Source organism: Rhizobium sp. NZLR1b, assembly GCF_019685155.1.
Classification (GTDB): Bacteria; Pseudomonadota; Alphaproteobacteria; order Rhizobiales; family Rhizobiaceae; genus Rhizobium.
The window spans coordinates 32,452-48,457 of the sequence record NZ_JABDWC010000002.1 but is presented as its reverse complement, the minus strand read 5'-3'; the positions used below and the strand labels follow the sequence as shown (position 1 = coordinate 48,457).

Here is a 16,006-nt window from a genome sequence, read left to right as displayed (position 1 = left end):
TTGAGTCGTTTCGTACCATTTAGAAAGGGGTGGAAACATGAACAAGAATGAACTCGTGTCCGCAGTCGCCGAAAAGGCAGGACTGACGAAGTCTGACGCGGCTTCCGCTGTTGACGCGGTTTTCGACGTTGTCCAGGGTGAACTCAAGAACAAGGGCGACATCCGCCTTGCAGGGTTCGGCAGCTTCACCGTTTCTCATCGTGCCGCATCGAAGGGCCGCAACCCGTCGACGGGCGCTGAGGTAGACATTCCGGCTCGCAACGTGCCGAAGTTCACGCCCGGCAAGGGCCTGAAGGACGCCGTCAACGGCTGATCTGAGATTATCCGCCAGCCGTAAAGGAGACCGGCTGTGCAGGATTTGGAAAGGGGTTCGGCTTTGTCGGACCCCTTTTGCTTTGCTGGGCCCTTGCTTTCGTGGCTTGCCGCCATGCGGGCTTTGATCTACGACATTTCTGTTCTCAGGGCGGGGTGAAACTCCCCACCGGCGGTATGGGTTTCTGCCTGAGCCCGCGAGCGCCGCCTTCCGCGCCAATGCTGGGGGAGGGTCAGCAGATCCGGTGCGAATCCGGAGCCGACGGTTAAAGTCCGGATGGAAGAGAATGAGTGTCGGCCGTGCGAAGGGCGGGGTGTCCTGCGTCGCCTGTTCGTGGCTCATGCGTCCTGATTTATGTTGGTCCCTGGTTTTGGATGAAAGACATGAGTCAGAATTCTCTTGCGGTCGAGCCGTCCCGCGCCATTGTCGGTGCACTCTGGATGGTCCTTGCCGGCATCGCCTTTTCGCTTCTTAACGTCGTCACCCAATGGCTGACGATGAAGCTTGCCTTTCCCTCGGCCTCGGCCGCCTTCTGGCAATATGGCTTCGCCTTCCTGTTTTCGCTGCCGTTCCTGCGCAGGCTCGGCCTGGCGGCGATGCGCACGCACTATCCCTGGCGTCACCTGGCGCGCGTCGTGCTTGCCGCGCTCGGGGTCGAGGCCTGGGTCGCCGGCCTTGCCGCGGTGCCGATCTGGCAGGCGATCGCGCTGGTGATGACCTCGCCGTTCTTCATCATTCTCGGCGCCCGGCTCTTCCTGGGTGAGCGCGTCGGTCCGGCCCGCTGGGCGGCGACCGCAGCCGGTTTCACCGGCGCGATGATCATCCTGCAGCCATGGTCGGACGGCTTTGGCTGGGCAGCACTCTTGCCGGTGCTCTCGGCGCTGCTGTGGGGCGCCTCGTCGCTGATCACCAAGAGCCTGACGGGCATCGAACGACCGGAGACGATCACCGTCTGGCTGCTCGTTCTGCTGACGCCGATAAACGGAGGGCTGGCGCTTGCGGCAGGCTTTGCAGTGCCGACGGGTACAACACTTGCCTTGTTCCTGCTGGCGGGGCTGCTGACCGCCGCAGCGCAGTATTTCCTGACGCTTGCCTATTCCGCAGCGGATGCCGCCTACATTCAACCTTTCGACGATCTGAAGCTGCCGCTGAATGTGCTGGCTGGCTGGCTGTTCTTCGGTTATGCGCCGGCCGGCTACCTCTGGCTAGGCGCAGTGCTCATCCTTTCCGCCTCACTCTTCATCATGCGAAACGAGATGCGCAAAGAGCGGAAACCCGCCTGAGGTACCCTAACCTTCTCCCCCGGAAAACGGGGAAAAGGGGAGGTGCCATGCTAGATGTGGGCAGGGAACCGAGTGGTTGCGGCACATCCCCTTCGTCTCGTTTACGAGGGACGGGCCGAAACCCATGGCTCGACCCCGGCCGGTGGCGGCAGCCGGATGAGGGCCTGACTCGACTTGCCGCAGCCCTGACAAAATAGCGACGCTCCAGCCCTACCAGCGCTGATGCACATGCGGCGCGATCAGCCGCGTGTAGATCTCGCGTGTTGCCGCCATGACACCGGCCGTAAGGGGCGCCAGATCGGCTGCGGCCGCATTGGCTTTGGCTTGTTCGGCATTGCGGGCGCCGGGGATGACGACGGTGACGGCTTCAGCCATCAGGATCCAGCGCAGCGCAAAGGCCGCCATGGTGGCGCCCTGAGGCACCAGCTTGCGCACCTCTTCCACCGCTTGCAGGCCGACCTCGAAGGGCACGCCGGCAAAAGTCTCGCCGACATCGAAGGCTTCGCCGTTGCGGTTGAAATTGCGATGGTCGTCGCTGGCAAAGTGGGTGTCCCGGGTGATCTTGCCGGAGAGAAGGCCGCTGGCCAGCGGCACGCGGGCAATGATCGCCACGTTCCTGCGGCGAGCTTCCTGGAAGAACAGGTGGTCGGGACGCTGGCGGAAGATATTGTAGATGATCTGGATGCTGACGACGCCAGGATATTCGATCGCCTTCAGCCCGTCTTCGACCTTTTCGACGCTGACGCCGTAACCTTTGATCTTGCCGGCCGCCTGCAGCGCGTTCAGGTTCTCGAAGACCTCAGGCTGGTAAAACACCTCGCGCGGCGGGCAGTGCAGCTGCACGAGGTCGAGGCTGTCGACGGCAAGATTCTCACGGCTGCGGTCGATGAAGCCTTCGAGGTTCGCTTTGGTATAACCTTCGGCGACATGCGGGTTGAGCCGGCGGCCGGCCTTGGTGGCGACCATCGGGCGCTGGCCGCCGCGCGCCTTCAGCACGTCGGCGATGATTTTTTCCGAGCGGCCGTCGCCATAGACGTCAGCCGTATCGATGAAGGTCATGCCGGCATCGAGTGCGGCGTTAAGCGCCGCGCGTCCATCCACCTCGCTGATATCGCCCCAGGAGCCGCCGATCTGCCAAGCGCCGAAGCCGACATCGGTGACGGTGAAAGGCATGCGGCCGAAAGCATGGTGTTTCATGAAAAATCCTCCAGGTGATGAAAGATATTGGCCTATCAGGCGGACAACTATGCGGCAATTGTCAATCCGGCCTTGATTGGTTGCCTCGATGAAATATCGTTCCGCGACAAGGCTTCAACCGCAATGAATGGAAAAGGAAAGATCATGGAGATCAAACCTGTCGGCTCTCGCCCTTCGATGAAGCCGCCGGCCGATTATTTCACCGGCGCCGTTCGCCAGGATCCGTTGATGGAGACGCCCGAACCGGCCCGGATGCGGGCAACCTCGGTCACCTTCGAACCCGGCGCCCGCACCGCTTGGCATACGCATCCGCTCGGCCAGACGCTGATCGTGACCTCTGGCAGGGGCCTCGTCCAGAGCTGGGGCGGTGAGATAAGCGAGATCCGCGCCGGCGACACGGTATGGTTTTCGCCGGGCGAAAAACATTGGCACGGTGCCGCCGCGGACACGGCGATGACGCACATCGCCATTCACGAGGCGCTGGACGGCAAGCATGTCGACTGGTTGGAGCAGGTCACCGACGCGCAATATTCCGGCATGAGCTAAATCACAGCCGCTTCAGGCAATAGGAAAAATGCGCGTGTGATTCGACCGTCAGGAACTCGAATTGCCAGCGGTAATCCTTGCAGAATTTGGTGACCGCCTCGACGACGCCATAGACGATCGGCTTGACGGTATTGCCGGTGCAGAAATCATGCCCGGCAATCCGCCCCGTCCGCTTCACCTTCTTGTCGCAAAGCAGCAGTTCCTGCCAGGTGAGCTCGAAGGAATGGTCGGTATCGATATAGGCCCAGTCGAGGAAATCGTCTTCGAACTCGGCGAGCTTGTCGAGCGATGTGCCCTGCATCAGATGCAGCCTGCCGGCCTCGATCTCGGCAGAAAACGTCGTGTGGATTGCGTCGAGGCCGGAGCTGTAGCGATCCATCGACCAGGGATCGACGAGGTAGAGCTGCGCCGGGCGATTCTTTTCCAGGATCTCCGCCGTATATTCGCCGAAGGCCGCTCCCACTTCGACGCCGATGCCGCCGTTCGGGATTCGGTAGAGCAACTCGCCACGATCCGGCAGCAGACGGGCGTTTTCCATATGATGGGCGCTGAGCGGAGTGCGCGGCGTGCTCGCCCGGAGCGCCTGCCTGTCTTCACGTGTCTTCATCTCTGATCTCGGGATTACGGGCGTCTGACGGCCCTGATGTGGTTTGCGGCGAACGTAGGAGCAGCCGACGCCGATGACAACCACATGACGGGAATTTGCTTCTTTCGAACAAATCGCTAAGTTTCACATGTGGACTGACGAGAGCTCGGGAGGAGCGATTTCATGAGACGCATGTGGCCTGAAGAGTTCAACGCCATCGTTAACGGGGCCGAGGAGGTGATGTTAGAATCACCGGCCGAGGCCGGCGAAGCACCGCTGCACCGCAAGGCGCTGAAGGCACGCATCAGCATGGAGGATTACGAACGGATCTGGCCGTTTGCCGAGATGCGCTTCCGGCTTGGTGAGGAAGCCCTAGAAGGCAAGGCCATCACGCTGATCACCACCAACCCGCATTACCACACCTGGCACCCGAAGGACGGCGGCAGCGTCGAATCCGTGTCGGACAGCGGCCGCCATTTCAAGACGGATTATATCATTGTGCACTTCCTGCTCGACGACGTGAAGGAAACATCCCCCGCCTGAGAGGTCTCATCCCGGCACAGGCCGCTAAAGCGCATCGCGTGGAACTGATTCACGCGGCGCTTTAGCTCTTCGTTTTGATGCATGTCGCTATCCCGGAACCGCTGCTGACGCGGAATTGATTCCGACGCTGATGACAACGGCGGCGATATCGCTAAGTTTGGCGAATATGTTCCCACAAAATTGGAGGTTCCCGTGACGGCGAACGTGTTGGATATTCCTGTGAAAACAGTGGATGGTCGTGAAACCGCGCTCAACGAATACAAGGGTCGCGTGCTCCTGGTCGTCAATGTCGCCTCGAAATGCGGGCTGACGGTTCAATATGAGGGGCTCGAAAAGCTCTATGGCGAAAAGCGCGAACGCGGCTTCGTCATCGCCGCTTTCCCCGCCAACGACTTCAAGGGTCAGGAGCCCGGCACCGATGCCGAGATCCTCGATTTCTGCACCAGTACCTACGACGTCACCTTCCCGATCTTCTCGAAGATCTCGGTCAAGGGCGAAGCCCAGCATCCGCTCTACCGGCAACTGACGAAGTCTGGCGTGAAGACGACAGGCGAGGGCCCGATGCGTGAACGGCTGAAATCCCACGGCATGTCAGGTGGCGACGAGGATGACATTCTTTGGAACTTCGAAAAATTCCTGATCGGCCGCGACGGCAAAGTCGCCGCCCGCTTCGCGCCGGATGTGACGGCGGATGATTCGCGGCTGGTTTCGGCGGTGGATAAAGAACTGGCGAAGGGGTGAATGGTGGGCGATGAGCCTCGACTGTCACGATTCTAGAACGCCACTTCGGAATCCCGAAATTCCCCGCTTCGGGATTCCGAAATCCGCGGCGCTTCGCGAGGTGCCGACAGAAAAAAACATGCAATGATTTCAATCCCGCAACCAATTTCGGGATTCCGAAGTGCTATATAGAGTCTGGTGGGGAGTTCAGAGCAAAGGCGTTCGACCACGATCAGAGACTCTGTCGCAGTCAAAGAGCATGGATCCCCTCGGGCTACCAAGCGCGTCTGGACCGCGATGATTCGCAAAGAGGCTGAGCAGGATCTTCAGATCCCAAGCACGGTCACAAGCGGGGGCGTAAAGTCCTTGAAGCCCACTCTCGGCCAGTCGCACCTTCTGTCGAATCGCGTCTTCGGTTCGTGGCGCTCGCATGCCGGATTCGTCTTGAATGCGTATCCGGGCAGGCTGACGTATCTGGCGCTTGGCGTGCTAAGGGCGATTGCGATGCACAACGTCAATGCGGAGCAGAGAGTCCTCATGGCACACCTCTAGGCGTCGTAAGCCTTCAAGCGCGGAGATTTTCCGGGCGACGAATTCTCCCACTTTTGCCGGCCCCCATCCATTCGCCCAATAGGAGGTGGCTGCAGCGGCCGGGAGTAGTCCGTTTTGGTGGAGCGTTGGCTTTAGACGGCGCGCCGCATCTGGCCCTGCTGGGCGCTTCCACTGGATCAGTGGCCGATTAGAATTCCAAATAGGTGACAAAGCCATGCGGGCGTCTGCCTTCGAAGCCTCAACATCACACCAGCTATTTGACACTTTAGGGGAAGAATAAATGGTGGGCGATGAGAGACTCGAACTCCCGACATCCTCGGTGTAAACGAGGCGCTCTACCAACTGAGCTAATCGCCCATCGCAAACGAAGCCGGATCGGCCTGCCGCGTTGGTGGCCGTGATCTATGCGGATCGCGGCAAAACCGCAAGAGTGTTTGTGAAGATTTTTTGATTTTTTTGACAGCGCTCCTGTCCCTTGCGGGGCAGGTGGGCGCGGCAAGGCTGTGGATAAAGGGGAGGGGGCATGTCGGCTTCGACTGTGCCGGCGGCTTCGATCCGGCCTCGGTGCTGCAGCGGGAAACGGAATTGACGGCTTTTCCTTCATTCCGCGCGGCCTTGCCAAAACAATTCAACGGCTGTCATGGTTTTGTCTCCAAACCTGCTTGACACTAAATGGCGAACCCCGTAGTTAGCCGCTCATCGAAACGGGCAGCCGTTTTGGTAAGGGTGCGAAGGCATCCGGACTGCTTGAAATGAATTGCGGGTGTAGCTCAGTTGGTTAGAGTGCCGGCCTGTCACGCCGGAGGTCGCGGGTTCGAGCCCCGTCACTCGCGCCATTTCAAGTCTTGTAAAAACGCAAAGCGATTTGTCGTTTGTCCGGTTTTCTTCATCCTCGCGGCCGCAAATGGCCGATTAATGCGCGGGTGTAGCTCAGTCGGTTAGAGTGCCGGCCTGTCACGCCGGAGGTCGCGGGTTCGAGCCCCGTCACTCGCGCCATTTTCTTCACCAAGCCATGCAGTTTCCAGTGGTCAGACATGCAGCTTCACACGGCTTGGGCGGATTTGTCGCGACATCGTTGCATCTGCTTGATAATGTCCGCGCGCCACGCGTCGAATTGCCTCTGTAAATCTCTTGCGCCGGGGCTTCGGCTGCGCTAACCACGGCTTGTTGCAACGCACGTTCGCTTGCCGGGCATTTGCCCAAATGTGCCGTCTGGCGCCTCCGGCAAGCAGGGATGAACATGATGACTGAACTGCTCAGTTCCTATATTCCGATCGCTATCTTCATCGCTATCGCGCTTGTTATCGGCCTGGCGCTGCTTATTGCGCCGTTCGCCGTGGCTTTCAAAGCGCCTGATTCGGAAAAGCTCTCGGCTTACGAATGCGGCTTCAACGCGTTCGACGATGCCCGTATGAAATTCGACATTCGCTTCTACCTCGTGTCGATCCTCTTCATCATCTTCGATCTTGAAGTCGCTTTCCTCTTCCCCTGGGCCGTTTCCTTCGGCGCCATCGGCTGGTTCGGCTTCTGGTCCATGATGGTCTTTCTCTTCGTGCTGACCATCGGCTTTATCTATGAATGGAAGAAGGGAGCCCTGGAATGGGAGTAGCCCCTGTGAGCAATCAGCCGCTCGTTGCCCAGCAGCCGAAAGGGATCATCGATCCCTCGACCGGCAAGCCGATCGGCAGCAACGACGCATTTTTCGGCGAGATCAACAATGAGCTTGCCGATAAGGGTTTCCTCGTCACCTCGACCGACGAGCTGATCAACTGGGCCCGTACCGGCTCGCTGATGTGGATGACCTTCGGCCTTGCCTGCTGCGCCGTCGAAATGATGCAGCTGTCGATGCCGCGTTATGACGTCGAGCGCTTCGGTTTTGCGCCGCGCGCTTCGCCACGCCAGTCCGACGTGATGATCGTTGCCGGCACGCTGACCAACAAGATGGCGCCGGCGCTGCGCAAAGTTTACGACCAGATGCCCGAGCCGCGCTACGTCATCTCGATGGGCTCCTGCGCCAATGGCGGCGGTTATTATCACTATTCCTACTCGGTGGTGCGCGGCTGCGACCGCATCGTGCCGATCGACATCTACGTGCCGGGCTGTCCCCCCACGGCAGAGGCGCTGCTTTACGGCGTGCTTTTGCTGCAGAAGAAGATCCGGCGCACCGGCACGATCGAACGCTAAGGGTTAAGGACAAGGCATATGAGTGAAGCCCTGACTGAGCTTGCGTCCTACCTTGGCGAAGCGCGCGGTAACCTGATCGCCGCATCGCAGATGAAGTATGGCGAGCTGACGCTGACCGCAACGGGTGAAAACCTGATCCCGCTTTTGACCTTCCTGCGTGACGACGCCAAATGCGGTTTCGTCAACCTGATCGATATTTGCGGTGTCGACTGGCCGCAGCGCGAGCTGCGTTTCGACGTCGTCTATCACCTGCTGTCGCCGAAGCAGAACCTGCGCGTCCGCGTCAAGGTGGCAACCGACGAAGATACGCCGGTTCCCTCGGCCTGCGGCGTCCATCCCGGCGCCGACTGGTTCGAGCGCGAAACTTGGGACATGTACGGCGTGCTCTTCACCGGCCATCCGGACCTGCGCCGCATCCTGACCGACTACGGCTTCGAAGGCCACCCGCTGCGCAAGGACTTCCCGACCACCGGCTTCGTCGAGGTTCGTTATGACGATGCGGCAAAGCGCGTCGTTTACGAGCCGGTCGAACTGAAGCAGGAATTCCGCAACTTCGACTTCATGTCGCCCTGGGAAGGTACTGAATACGTGCTGCCTGGGGATGAGAAGGCCAAGCAGTGAGTGGTGATTAGTCGGTAGTGAGTAGTGGGCAGATATTTGGGTGACGAACGGGAAAATCAGCTCCTATCGTGATTTGAAAGTCTGGCAATTTGCTATCGAGCGATCTGTTGTTTGTTATGAGGTGACGAGAACCTTCCCGCGGGAAGAGATCTATGGAATGACCAGCCAGATTAGACGATCTTCCGCTTCCGTGACCGCGAATATCGCGGAGGGATATGGAAGAGAAAATCGAGGCTCGTTTGCCCAATTTCTCAAGATCGCACAGGGCTCGTTGAAAGAGTTGGAGACGCATTTGATCATCGCCGGACGATTTGGCTTTCTTCAAGCCTCGGCTTTGAACGAATTGCTCGACCGATGCGACGAAATTGGAAAGATGCTGGGATCGCTTATCCGAAGCGTTCAGCACAGGAAAGCTGACGAATAGTGAGCGGATGAAAACTAACTACTACTCACTAATCACTACTCACTCTAAGCGAGTTAATCGCCATGACCGAACATAACGTCCGCAACTTCAACATCAATTTCGGACCGCAGCATCCGGCGGCGCATGGCGTTCTTCGTCTTGTCCTGGAGCTTGACGGCGAAATTGTGGAGCGGGTTGATCCGCATATCGGCCTGCTGCACCGCGGCACTGAGAAGCTGATCGAGACCAAGACCTATCTTCAGGCCTTGCCCTATTTCGATCGGCTCGATTACGTCGCGCCGATGAACCAGGAACATGCCTATGCGATGGCTGTGGAAAAACTGCTCGGCATCGACATCCCGATCCGCGGCCAGCTGATTCGCGTCCTCTATTCGGAAATCGGCCGTATCCTCTCGCATCTGCTGAACGTCACGACGCAGGCCATGGACGTCGGCGCGCTGACGCCGCCGCTCTGGGGCTTCGAAGAGCGTGAAAAGCTGATGGTGTTTTATGAGCGCGCCAGTGGCTCGCGCATGCATGCCGCATATATCCGTCCGGGCGGCGTTCATCAGGACCTGCCGGAACAGCTCGTCCAGGATATCGGCGACTGGTGCGACCCGTTCCTGAAGGCGCTCGACGACATCGACAATCTGTTGACCGGCAACCGCATCTTCAAGCAGCGCAACGTCGATATCGGCGTCGTCTCGCTGGAGGATTGCTGGGCCTGGGGCTTCTCCGGCGTCATGGTGCGCGGTTCGGGCGCTGCCTGGGACCTGCGTCGCGCCCAGCCTTACGAATGTTATTCCGATCTCGAATTCGACATTCCGATTGGCAAGAACGGCGATAATTATGACCGCTACCTGATCCGCATGATCGAGATGCGCGAATCGGTCCGCATCATGAAGCAGTGCGTCAATCGCCTGCTGTCGGATGCCAAGACCGGTCCTTTCTCGTCGATCGACGGCAAGGTCGTGCCGCCGAAGCGCGGTGAGATGAAGCGCTCGATGGAAGCGCTGATCCACCACTTCAAGCTCTATACCGAAGGCTACCATGTGCCGGCCGGCGAGGTTTACGCCGCCGTCGAGGCGCCGAAGGGCGAGTTCGGCGTCTATCTCGTCTCCGACGGCTCCAACAAGCCGTATCGCTGCAAGATCCGCGCTCCGGGTTATGCGCATCTGCAGGCGATGGACTTCATGTGCCGCGGCCACCAGCTTGCCGACGTCGCGGCCGTGCTCGGCTCGCTCGACATCGTCTTCGGCGAGGTGGACCGCTGATGCAGCGTCTGCCGCTTGCCGTCGCCCTTCTTCTTGCGGCATCCGGGGTTTCGGCCCAGGAGACCGATACGCTCGGCACGCCGCTGGGTCGTAAGGAAGTGACGCCGCCGGCGGCGCAAACATCCATGGGCGATCTTTTGTCCAAGGGCTATCAGATCAAGGCTGCCATTCCGAATGGCGGCAAATTCGTAGTGTTTATGCAGAAAGACCAGTCGGCCTATGCCTGCGAAATGCAGTCTTTGACCGCTTCGCGGTGTGGAACCCTAAACTGACAAGGCGTGAGGAAGAATGTCCGTTCGTCGATTAGCCGAAGATCAATTTCAGCCTGCCGCATTCGCTTTCAGCGATGAAAATGCGGTCTGGGCGGACAAGACGATCCAGAAATACCCCGCCGGCCGCCAGCAATCGGCGGTCATCCCGCTGTTGATGCGGGCGCAGGAGCAGGATGGCTGGGTCACGCGCGCGGCGATCGAAAAGATCGCCGACATGCTCGACATGGCCTATATCCGCGTGCTCGAGGTCGCGACCTTCTATACGCAGTTCCAGCTGCATCCCGTCGGCACCCGCGCCCACGTCCAGGTCTGCGGCACGACGCCCTGCATGCTACGCGGCTCGGAAGCGCTGATGTCGGTCTGCAAGAGCAAGATCCACGCCCATGCCTTCGAGCGCAATGCCGAGGGAACACTGTCCTGGGAAGAGGTCGAATGTCTTGGCGCCTGCGTCAACGCCCCCATGGTGATGATCGGCAAGGACACCTATGAAGACCTGACGCCGGCGCGCCTCGAAGAGATCATCGATACCTTTGCCGCCGGCAATGGCGCGAGCATTAAGCCGGGCACCCAGATCGACCGGGTATTTTCGGCGCCGGAAGGCGGCTTGACCTCGCTGACGACGGCAGAGCCGAAGACAAGGACGCGCGCCAAGAAGGCCGATGCCGAAAGCGTGTCGGCTCCGGTCGTCGACGCCGCTCCGATCCCGCCCTCCGAGGCCGCCCGCCCGAAGAGCACCGATGCCGAGACCAATGCCGCGCTGAAGACGCCGGCAACGGCGCCGAAGGCGGCTGCCAGGAATGCCAAGGCAGCCGAGCAGCAGCCGGTTTCCGGCACCGCGGCTGCCGAACCGGCGCCGGCACCCGCCGTCAAGGCCGAAGCCGCCCCGGCGGCAAAGCCAGCGCTCACCGACAAGAACCGTCCGGCCGGCATCGAAAAGCCCGCCGCATCGGATGATCTGAAGATGATCTCGGGCGTCGGCCCGAAGATCGAGGCGACGTTGAACGAGATCGGCATCTTCACCTTCTCGCAGGTCGCGGGCTGGAAGAAGGCCGAGCGCGAATGGGTCGACGGCTACCTGAACTTCCGCGGCCGCATCGAGCGTGACGACTGGGTCAAGCAGGCCAAGGCGCTCGCCAAGGGCGGCGAAGCGGAATATATCAAGGTCTTCGGCAAGAAGCCGCGGTAAAGAGGTGAAGCATGTTACAAGATAAAGACCGCATCTTTACCAACATCTACGGCCTCAAGGACAAGTCCCTGAAGGGCGCGATGAGCCGCGGCCACTGGGACGGCACCAAGCAGATACTCGAAAAGGGCCGCGATTGGATCATCAACGAGATGAAGGCGTCCGGCCTTCGCGGCCGCGGCGGCGCCGGATTCCCCACGGGTCTCAAATGGTCCTTCATGCCGAAGGAAAGCGACGGTCGCCCGCACTACCTCGTCGTCAATGCCGACGAATCGGAGCCCGGTACCTGCAAAGACCGCGACATCATGCGTCACGATCCGCATACGCTGATCGAAGGCTGCGTCATCGCCAGCTTCGCCATGGGCGCAAATGCGGCCTACATCTATGTGCGCGGCGAATATATCCGCGAGCGCGAAGCGCTGCAGGCGGCGATCGACGAATGTTATGATTATGGCCTGCTCGGCAAGAACAACAAGCTCGGCTGGGACATGGACATCTACGTCCATCACGGCGCCGGCGCCTATATCTGCGGCGAGGAAACAGCCCTCCTCGAAAGCCTCGAGGGCAAGAAGGGCCAGCCGCGCCTGAAGCCGCCTTTCCCGGCCAATATGGGCCTTTACGGTTGCCCGACGACGGTCAACAACGTCGAATCGATCGCCGTTGCGCCGACGATCCTGCGCCGCGGTGCCGGCTGGTTCTCGGCCATCGGCCGTCCGAACAATGTCGGCACCAAGCTGTTCATGCTCTCCGGCCACGTCAACAAGCCGTGCACGGTCGAAGAGGAAATGGGCATCACCTTCCGCGAACTGGTCGACCGCCATGCCGGCGGCATCCGCGGCGGCTGGGACAATCTGCTCGCCGTCATTCCGGGCGGAGCATCCTGCCCGATCGTTCCGGCCAAGGACATCATCGACTGCCCGATGGATTTCGACGGCCTGCGCGGCGTCGGCTCCTCCTTCGGCACAGCCGCCGCGATCGTCATGGACAAATCCACCGACGTGATCAAGGCGATCGCCCGTATCTCCGCCTTCTTCAAACACGAGAGCTGCGGCCAGTGCACGCCTTGCCGCGAAGGCACCGGCTGGATGTGGCGGGTGATGGAGCGCATGGCCAAGGGCAATGCCCAGAAGCGCGAGATCGACATGCTGTTCCAGGTGACCAAGCAGATCGAAGGCCACACCATCTGCGCGCTCGGCGACGCCGCCGCATGGCCGGTGCAGGGTCTGATCCGTAACTTCCGTCCCGAGATCGAAAAGCGCATCGACCAGTATACGGCAAGCGCCCTTGATCACGGCGCGGTTCTGGAGGCGGCTGAATAATCATGGCGGACAACGCATCGAAGAGTGGAAAGAAGGAAGACGCCGCCGATTTCGCGGCCGGCTTCGGCCGTCTTGCCGCCGAGATGCTGGAAAATGCGCGGGCAATGCCGATGCATCCGCTGATGGCGCATCCCGCCGCAGCCTTTGCCGCCGCAACAGCGATCGGCTTCGGTCTCTCGACCCAGATGGCGGGCGCCTTTTTCGGCGCCTTCCAGAGCGCGCTGGAAACGACCGGCAAGGTCGCGGCAGCGCTCGATGATACGCCGCCGGACGAGCCGATGCCCGCCGTCGATATCCGGCCGGAGAATATCCGCCCTGAGGTCAAGGCTGTGGTCAAGCCGGTGGCCGCGAACAAGCCGGCGGCGGAGACCAAGCCTGATGTCGAGAAGAAGACAAGGCCGAAACTGACTGTTGTAACACCGGTCAGCGAACCGGTCCCTGCCAGCCAGCCGGCTGTGAAGGCAAAACCGGCCCAGCGGGCGAAAAAGGTCGACGATCTGAAGCTGATCGCCGGCATCGGCCCGAAGCTGGAGCAGGTGCTGAACGACAGGGGCATTCGCAGCTTCGCCGAGATTGCTGCCTGGAGCACCGAGGACATCGCCCGGCTCGACGCCGAGCTTGGCGTCAACGGCCGCATCGACCGTGACGACTGGATCGGCCAGGCAAAAGTTCTGGCAGGGCGGGCGCGCCGAAGGAAATGAACTGTCCGGCCGTGCAATCGGCCGGAAATATGGGCAGATCGGCGGACGGGCGGGGGCCCCACGCCGCAGATGCCGGTGCGGGTTCCGGACCTGGAACGCGCGACAGAGAATTTGGGCGACATCAAATGTCGGCAGGACGAAAGATCCGGCTTGGCAATGAGAGTGTTGCAAAAATAGGTTTGTTTGCCGTCATCAGGCAAACGGGAAACAGGACTGAGCGACGATGGCAAAACTGAAGATTGACGGCAACGAAATCGAGGTTCCGGATCACTACACGCTGTTGCAGGCGTGCGAGGATGCCGGGGCCGAAGTTCCGCGCTTCTGCTTCCATGAGCGGCTGTCGGTTGCCGGCAATTGCCGCATGTGCCTTGTCGAGGTGAAGGGCGGCCCGCCGAAGCCCCAGGCTTCCTGCGCCATGAGCGTGCGCGACATCCGCGGCGGCCCGAACGGCGAACTGGCCGAGGTCTTCACCAACACCCCGATGGTCAAGAAGGCCCGCGAAGGTGTGATGGAATTCCTGCTGATCAACCATCCGCTTGATTGCCCGATCTGCGACCAGGGCGGCGAATGCGATCTGCAGGACCAGGCGATGGCCTTCGGCATCGACACTTCGCGTTACCAGGAAGACAAGCGCGCCGTCGAAGACAAGTATATCGGCCCGCTGGTCAAGACGGTGATGAACCGCTGCATCCATTGCACGCGCTGCGTCCGCTTCACCACCGAGGTCGCCGGCATTTCCGAACTCGGCCTGATCGGCCGGGGCGAGGATGCCGAGATCACCACCTATCTCGAACAGGCGATGACCTCCGAGCTGCAGGGCAACGTCGTCGACCTTTGCCCGGTCGGTGCACTCACCTCCAAGCCCTTCGCCTTCACCGCGCGCCCCTGGGAATTGAACAAGACCGAATCGATCGACGTCATGGATGCCGTCGGTTCGGCGATCCGCGTCGATACCCGTGGCCGCGAAGTCATGCGCGTCCTGCCGCGAGTCAACGAGGCGATCAATGAAGAGTGGATCTCCGACAAGAGCCGCTTCATCTGGGACGGCCTGAAGACCCAGCGCCTCGACCGGCCCTATGTCCGCCGCGACGGCCGCCTGCAGCCTGCCAGCTGGGCAGAAGCCTTCGGCGCCATCAAGGCTGGCGTTGCCGCTACCTCCGGCGACAAGATCGGCGCAATCGCCGGCGATCTTGCTTCCGTTGAGGAAATGTATGCGCTTTCCGAACTGGTGAAGTCGCTTGGGTCGACCAATCTCGACTGTCGCCAGGATGGGGCGGCGCTCGATTCGTCGCTCGGCCGCGCAAGCTATCTCTTCAACCCGACCATCTCGGGCATCGACCAGGCCGACGCGCTGCTGATCATCGGCGCCAATCCGCGCTTCGAGGCGGCAATCCTCAATACCCGCATCCGCAAGCGCTGGCGCCGCGGCAAGTTCCCGATCGGCGTGATCGGCGAGCCGAGCGAATTGCGCTACACCTATGACTATCTCGGCGGTGGTCCGGACACGCTGAAGGATCTGGTCGACGGCGGTCACGCCTTTGCCGAGGTCCTGAAGAACGCCGCCAAGCCGATGATCATCATCGGCCAGGGCGCGCTGTCACGCACCGATGGCGCCGGCGTACTCGCCAGTGCCGCCAAGCTTGCCGGTTCGGTCGGCGCGGTCGTTGAAGGCTGGAATGGCTTTGCCGTCCTCCATACGGCCGCCTCCCGTGTCGGCGGCCTCGACCTCGGTTTCGTGCCGGGTTCCAAGGGCGTCAATGCCGCCGAAATGCTGACGGCGATGGATGTGCTCTTCCTGCTCGGCGCCGACGAACTCGACTTCACCGCCAAGAAGGCCAAGCTCACCGTCTATATCGGCTCGCATGGCGATAACGGCGCGCATCATGCCGACGTCATCCTGCCGGCCGCAGCCTATACCGAAAAGTCCGGCACCTGGGTCAACACCGAAGGCCGCGTCCAGATGGGCAATCGTGCAGGCTTTGCACCGGGCGATGCCCGCGAAGACTGGGCGATCATCCGTGCCCTTTCCGACGTGCTCGGCAAGAAGCTTCCCTTCGATTCGCTCAGCGAATTGCGCGTCCGGCTCTATGCCGCTTTCCCGCATTTCGCCGCCATTGACGAGATCGCCGAAACCGATAGCGCCCAAATTGCCGCAGTTGCGAAAAAAGCCGGCAAGATGAACAAATCCGGGTTTGCGTCGCCGGTGAAAGACTTCTATTTGACGAACCCGATAGCGCGTGCCTCGGCTGTCATGGCGGAGTGCTCGGCATTGGCCCGCAACAACTTCAAAGTCGCGGCAGAGTAAGGGC

The 16,006-nt window shown here is 60.8% G+C and carries 19 protein-coding genes, 3 tRNA genes and 1 riboswitch; of the genes, 18 read left to right on the top strand and 4 right to left on the bottom strand.

Annotated elements, in window-relative coordinates; genetic code table 11:
- Window positions 1-37: 37 nt before the first annotated feature.
- On the top strand, window positions 38-313 hold the full coding sequence (hupB, locus tag HJB84_RS02530) for a DNA-binding protein HupB (RefSeq protein WP_003573937.1): 276 nt from the start codon (window positions 38-40) through the stop codon (window positions 311-313).
- 137 nt (window positions 314-450) lie between these two features.
- Window positions 451-605: riboswitch (FMN riboswitch) on the top strand.
- A gap of 91 nt (window positions 606-696) precedes the next feature.
- Entirely contained in the window at window positions 697-1,596 is a 900-nt protein-coding gene (locus HJB84_RS02525) for a DMT family transporter (RefSeq protein ID WP_221115195.1), read from the top strand.
- A gap of 210 nt (window positions 1,597-1,806) precedes the next feature.
- Here HJB84_RS02525 and HJB84_RS02520 read toward each other — a convergent pair whose 3' ends face one another.
- A complete protein-coding gene (locus HJB84_RS02520) occupies window positions 1,807-2,793 on the bottom strand; it encodes an aldo/keto reductase (protein WP_207583781.1) in 987 nt (328 codons plus the stop codon).
- Between the two features lie 123 nt (window positions 2,794-2,916).
- Here HJB84_RS02520 and HJB84_RS02515 point away from each other — a divergent pair, with 123 nt between their 5' ends.
- Window positions 2,917-3,339, top strand: a complete 423-nt coding sequence (locus HJB84_RS02515) for a cupin domain-containing protein (protein ID WP_207584289.1) — start codon at window positions 2,917-2,919, stop codon at window positions 3,337-3,339.
- Between the two features lies 1 nt (window position 3,340).
- Here HJB84_RS02515 and HJB84_RS02510 read toward each other — a convergent pair whose 3' ends face one another.
- Entirely contained in the window at window positions 3,341-3,946 is a 606-nt protein-coding gene (locus tag HJB84_RS02510; RefSeq protein ID WP_221115194.1) for a class I SAM-dependent methyltransferase, read from the bottom strand.
- A 162-nt stretch (window positions 3,947-4,108) separates the two neighbouring features.
- On the opposite strand from HJB84_RS02510, the gene HJB84_RS02505 reads away from it, so the two are divergent.
- Together HJB84_RS02505 and HJB84_RS02500 are read left to right on the top strand one after the other, a co-directional pair.
- Entirely contained in the window at window positions 4,109-4,468 is a 360-nt protein-coding gene (locus tag HJB84_RS02505) for a hypothetical protein (RefSeq protein ID WP_221115193.1), read from the top strand.
- Window positions 4,469-4,660: 192 nt separating this feature from the next.
- Window positions 4,661-5,209 carry a glutathione peroxidase gene (locus HJB84_RS02500; RefSeq protein ID WP_209885433.1) on the top strand — a complete coding sequence of 183 codons (549 nt, stop codon included), beginning with the start codon at window positions 4,661-4,663 and terminating at the stop codon, window positions 5,207-5,209.
- 305 nt (window positions 5,210-5,514) lie between these two features.
- On the opposite strand, the gene HJB84_RS33955 is transcribed toward HJB84_RS02500, so the two are convergent.
- Both HJB84_RS33955 and HJB84_RS02495 read right to left on the bottom strand, forming a co-directional pair.
- Window positions 5,515-5,727 (bottom strand): hypothetical protein, encoded by a 213-nt coding sequence (locus tag HJB84_RS33955; protein WP_311043797.1) that lies wholly within the window; start codon window positions 5,725-5,727, stop codon window positions 5,515-5,517.
- 294 nt (window positions 5,728-6,021) lie between these two features.
- A tRNA-Val gene (locus HJB84_RS02495) sits at window positions 6,022-6,097 on the bottom strand.
- A gap of 90 nt (window positions 6,098-6,187) precedes the next feature.
- Here HJB84_RS02495 and HJB84_RS02490 point away from each other — a divergent pair.
- From HJB84_RS02490 to nuoG, 13 genes are all read left to right on the top strand, one after another.
- The gene (locus HJB84_RS02490; protein ID WP_221115192.1) at window positions 6,188-6,406 is read left to right on the top strand and encodes a hypothetical protein; all 219 of its coding nucleotides are present in this window, start codon (window positions 6,188-6,190) and stop codon (window positions 6,404-6,406) included.
- A gap of 93 nt (window positions 6,407-6,499) precedes the next feature.
- Window positions 6,500-6,576 (top strand) — tRNA-Asp (locus HJB84_RS02485).
- 83 nt (window positions 6,577-6,659) lie between these two features.
- Window positions 6,660-6,736, top strand: a tRNA-Asp gene (locus HJB84_RS02480).
- Window positions 6,737-6,983: 247 nt separating this feature from the next.
- Window positions 6,984-7,349, top strand: a complete 366-nt coding sequence (locus HJB84_RS02475) for an NADH-quinone oxidoreductase subunit A (protein ID WP_007626195.1) — start codon at window positions 6,984-6,986, stop codon at window positions 7,347-7,349.
- Window positions 7,340-7,924, top strand: a complete 585-nt coding sequence (locus tag HJB84_RS02470; RefSeq protein ID WP_003578567.1) for an NADH-quinone oxidoreductase subunit B family protein — start codon at window positions 7,340-7,342, stop codon at window positions 7,922-7,924. Before HJB84_RS02475 ends, HJB84_RS02470 begins: the two co-directional genes overlap by 10 nt.
- An 18-nt stretch (window positions 7,925-7,942) precedes the next feature.
- A complete protein-coding gene (locus HJB84_RS02465) occupies window positions 7,943-8,545 on the top strand; it encodes an NADH-quinone oxidoreductase subunit C (RefSeq protein WP_221115191.1) in 603 nt (200 codons plus the stop codon).
- Window positions 8,546-8,600: 55 nt separating this feature from the next.
- On the top strand, window positions 8,601-8,969 hold the full coding sequence (locus HJB84_RS02460; protein ID WP_405049237.1) for a four helix bundle protein: 369 nt from the start codon (window positions 8,601-8,603) through the stop codon (window positions 8,967-8,969).
- A gap of 62 nt (window positions 8,970-9,031) precedes the next feature.
- Window positions 9,032-10,222 carry an NADH-quinone oxidoreductase subunit D gene (locus tag HJB84_RS02455; protein ID WP_207583787.1) on the top strand — a complete coding sequence of 397 codons (1,191 nt, stop codon included), beginning with the start codon at window positions 9,032-9,034 and terminating at the stop codon, window positions 10,220-10,222.
- On the top strand, window positions 10,222-10,494 hold the full coding sequence (locus tag HJB84_RS02450) for a hypothetical protein (protein ID WP_007626190.1): 273 nt from the start codon (window positions 10,222-10,224) through the stop codon (window positions 10,492-10,494). Before HJB84_RS02455 ends, HJB84_RS02450 begins: the two co-directional genes overlap by 1 nt.
- Before the next feature lie 16 nt (window positions 10,495-10,510).
- On the top strand, window positions 10,511-11,680 hold the full coding sequence (locus HJB84_RS02445; RefSeq protein ID WP_207583788.1) for an NADH-quinone oxidoreductase subunit E: 1,170 nt from the start codon (window positions 10,511-10,513) through the stop codon (window positions 11,678-11,680).
- A gap of 11 nt (window positions 11,681-11,691) precedes the next feature.
- On the top strand, window positions 11,692-12,996 hold the full coding sequence (gene nuoF, locus HJB84_RS02440) for an NADH-quinone oxidoreductase subunit NuoF (RefSeq protein ID WP_003573907.1): 1,305 nt from the start codon (window positions 11,692-11,694) through the stop codon (window positions 12,994-12,996).
- A gap of 2 nt (window positions 12,997-12,998) precedes the next feature.
- On the top strand, window positions 12,999-13,697 hold the full coding sequence (locus tag HJB84_RS02435) for a 5' DNA nuclease (RefSeq protein WP_221115189.1): 699 nt from the start codon (window positions 12,999-13,001) through the stop codon (window positions 13,695-13,697).
- A 223-nt stretch (window positions 13,698-13,920) separates the two neighbouring features.
- Complete coding sequence (nuoG, locus tag HJB84_RS02430; protein ID WP_221115188.1) at window positions 13,921-16,002, top strand: NADH-quinone oxidoreductase subunit NuoG; 2,082 nt, start codon at window positions 13,921-13,923, stop codon at window positions 16,000-16,002.
- The last annotated feature ends 4 nt before the right edge of the window (window positions 16,003-16,006 follow it).

Bases quoted from the DNA above. Each gene is read 5' to 3' on its own strand.
- HJB84_RS02525 (WP_221115195.1), top strand. From the start codon at position 697: ATGAGTCAGAATTCTCTTGCGGTCGAGCCGTCCCGCGCCATTGTCGGT.
- nuoF (WP_003573907.1), top strand. From the start codon at position 11,692: ATGTTACAAGATAAAGACCGCATCTTTACCAACATCTACGGCCTCAAG.
- HJB84_RS02435 (WP_221115189.1), top strand. From the start codon at position 12,999: ATGGCGGACAACGCATCGAAGAGTGGAAAGAAGGAAGACGCCGCCGAT.
- HJB84_RS02515 (WP_207584289.1), top strand. From the start codon at position 2,917: ATGAATGGAAAAGGAAAGATCATGGAGATCAAACCTGTCGGCTCTCGC.
- HJB84_RS02510 (WP_221115194.1), bottom strand. From the start codon at position 3,946: ATGAAGACACGTGAAGACAGGCAGGCGCTCCGGGCGAGCACGCCGCGC.
- nuoG (WP_221115188.1), top strand. From the start codon at position 13,921: ATGGCAAAACTGAAGATTGACGGCAACGAAATCGAGGTTCCGGATCAC.
- HJB84_RS02505 (WP_221115193.1), top strand. From the start codon at position 4,109: ATGAGACGCATGTGGCCTGAAGAGTTCAACGCCATCGTTAACGGGGCC.
- HJB84_RS02520 (WP_207583781.1), bottom strand. From the start codon at position 2,793: ATGAAACACCATGCTTTCGGCCGCATGCCTTTCACCGTCACCGATGTC.
- HJB84_RS02445 (WP_207583788.1), top strand. From the start codon at position 10,511: ATGTCCGTTCGTCGATTAGCCGAAGATCAATTTCAGCCTGCCGCATTC.
- HJB84_RS02475 (WP_007626195.1), top strand. From the start codon at position 6,984: ATGACTGAACTGCTCAGTTCCTATATTCCGATCGCTATCTTCATCGCT.
- HJB84_RS02450 (WP_007626190.1), top strand. From the start codon at position 10,222: ATGCAGCGTCTGCCGCTTGCCGTCGCCCTTCTTCTTGCGGCATCCGGG.
- HJB84_RS02470 (WP_003578567.1), top strand. From the start codon at position 7,340: ATGGGAGTAGCCCCTGTGAGCAATCAGCCGCTCGTTGCCCAGCAGCCG.
- HJB84_RS33955 (WP_311043797.1), bottom strand. From the start codon at position 5,727: ATGAGGACTCTCTGCTCCGCATTGACGTTGTGCATCGCAATCGCCCTT.
- hupB (WP_003573937.1), top strand. From the start codon at position 38: ATGAACAAGAATGAACTCGTGTCCGCAGTCGCCGAAAAGGCAGGACTG.
- HJB84_RS02465 (WP_221115191.1), top strand. From the start codon at position 7,943: ATGAGTGAAGCCCTGACTGAGCTTGCGTCCTACCTTGGCGAAGCGCGC.
- HJB84_RS02455 (WP_207583787.1), top strand. From the start codon at position 9,032: ATGACCGAACATAACGTCCGCAACTTCAACATCAATTTCGGACCGCAG.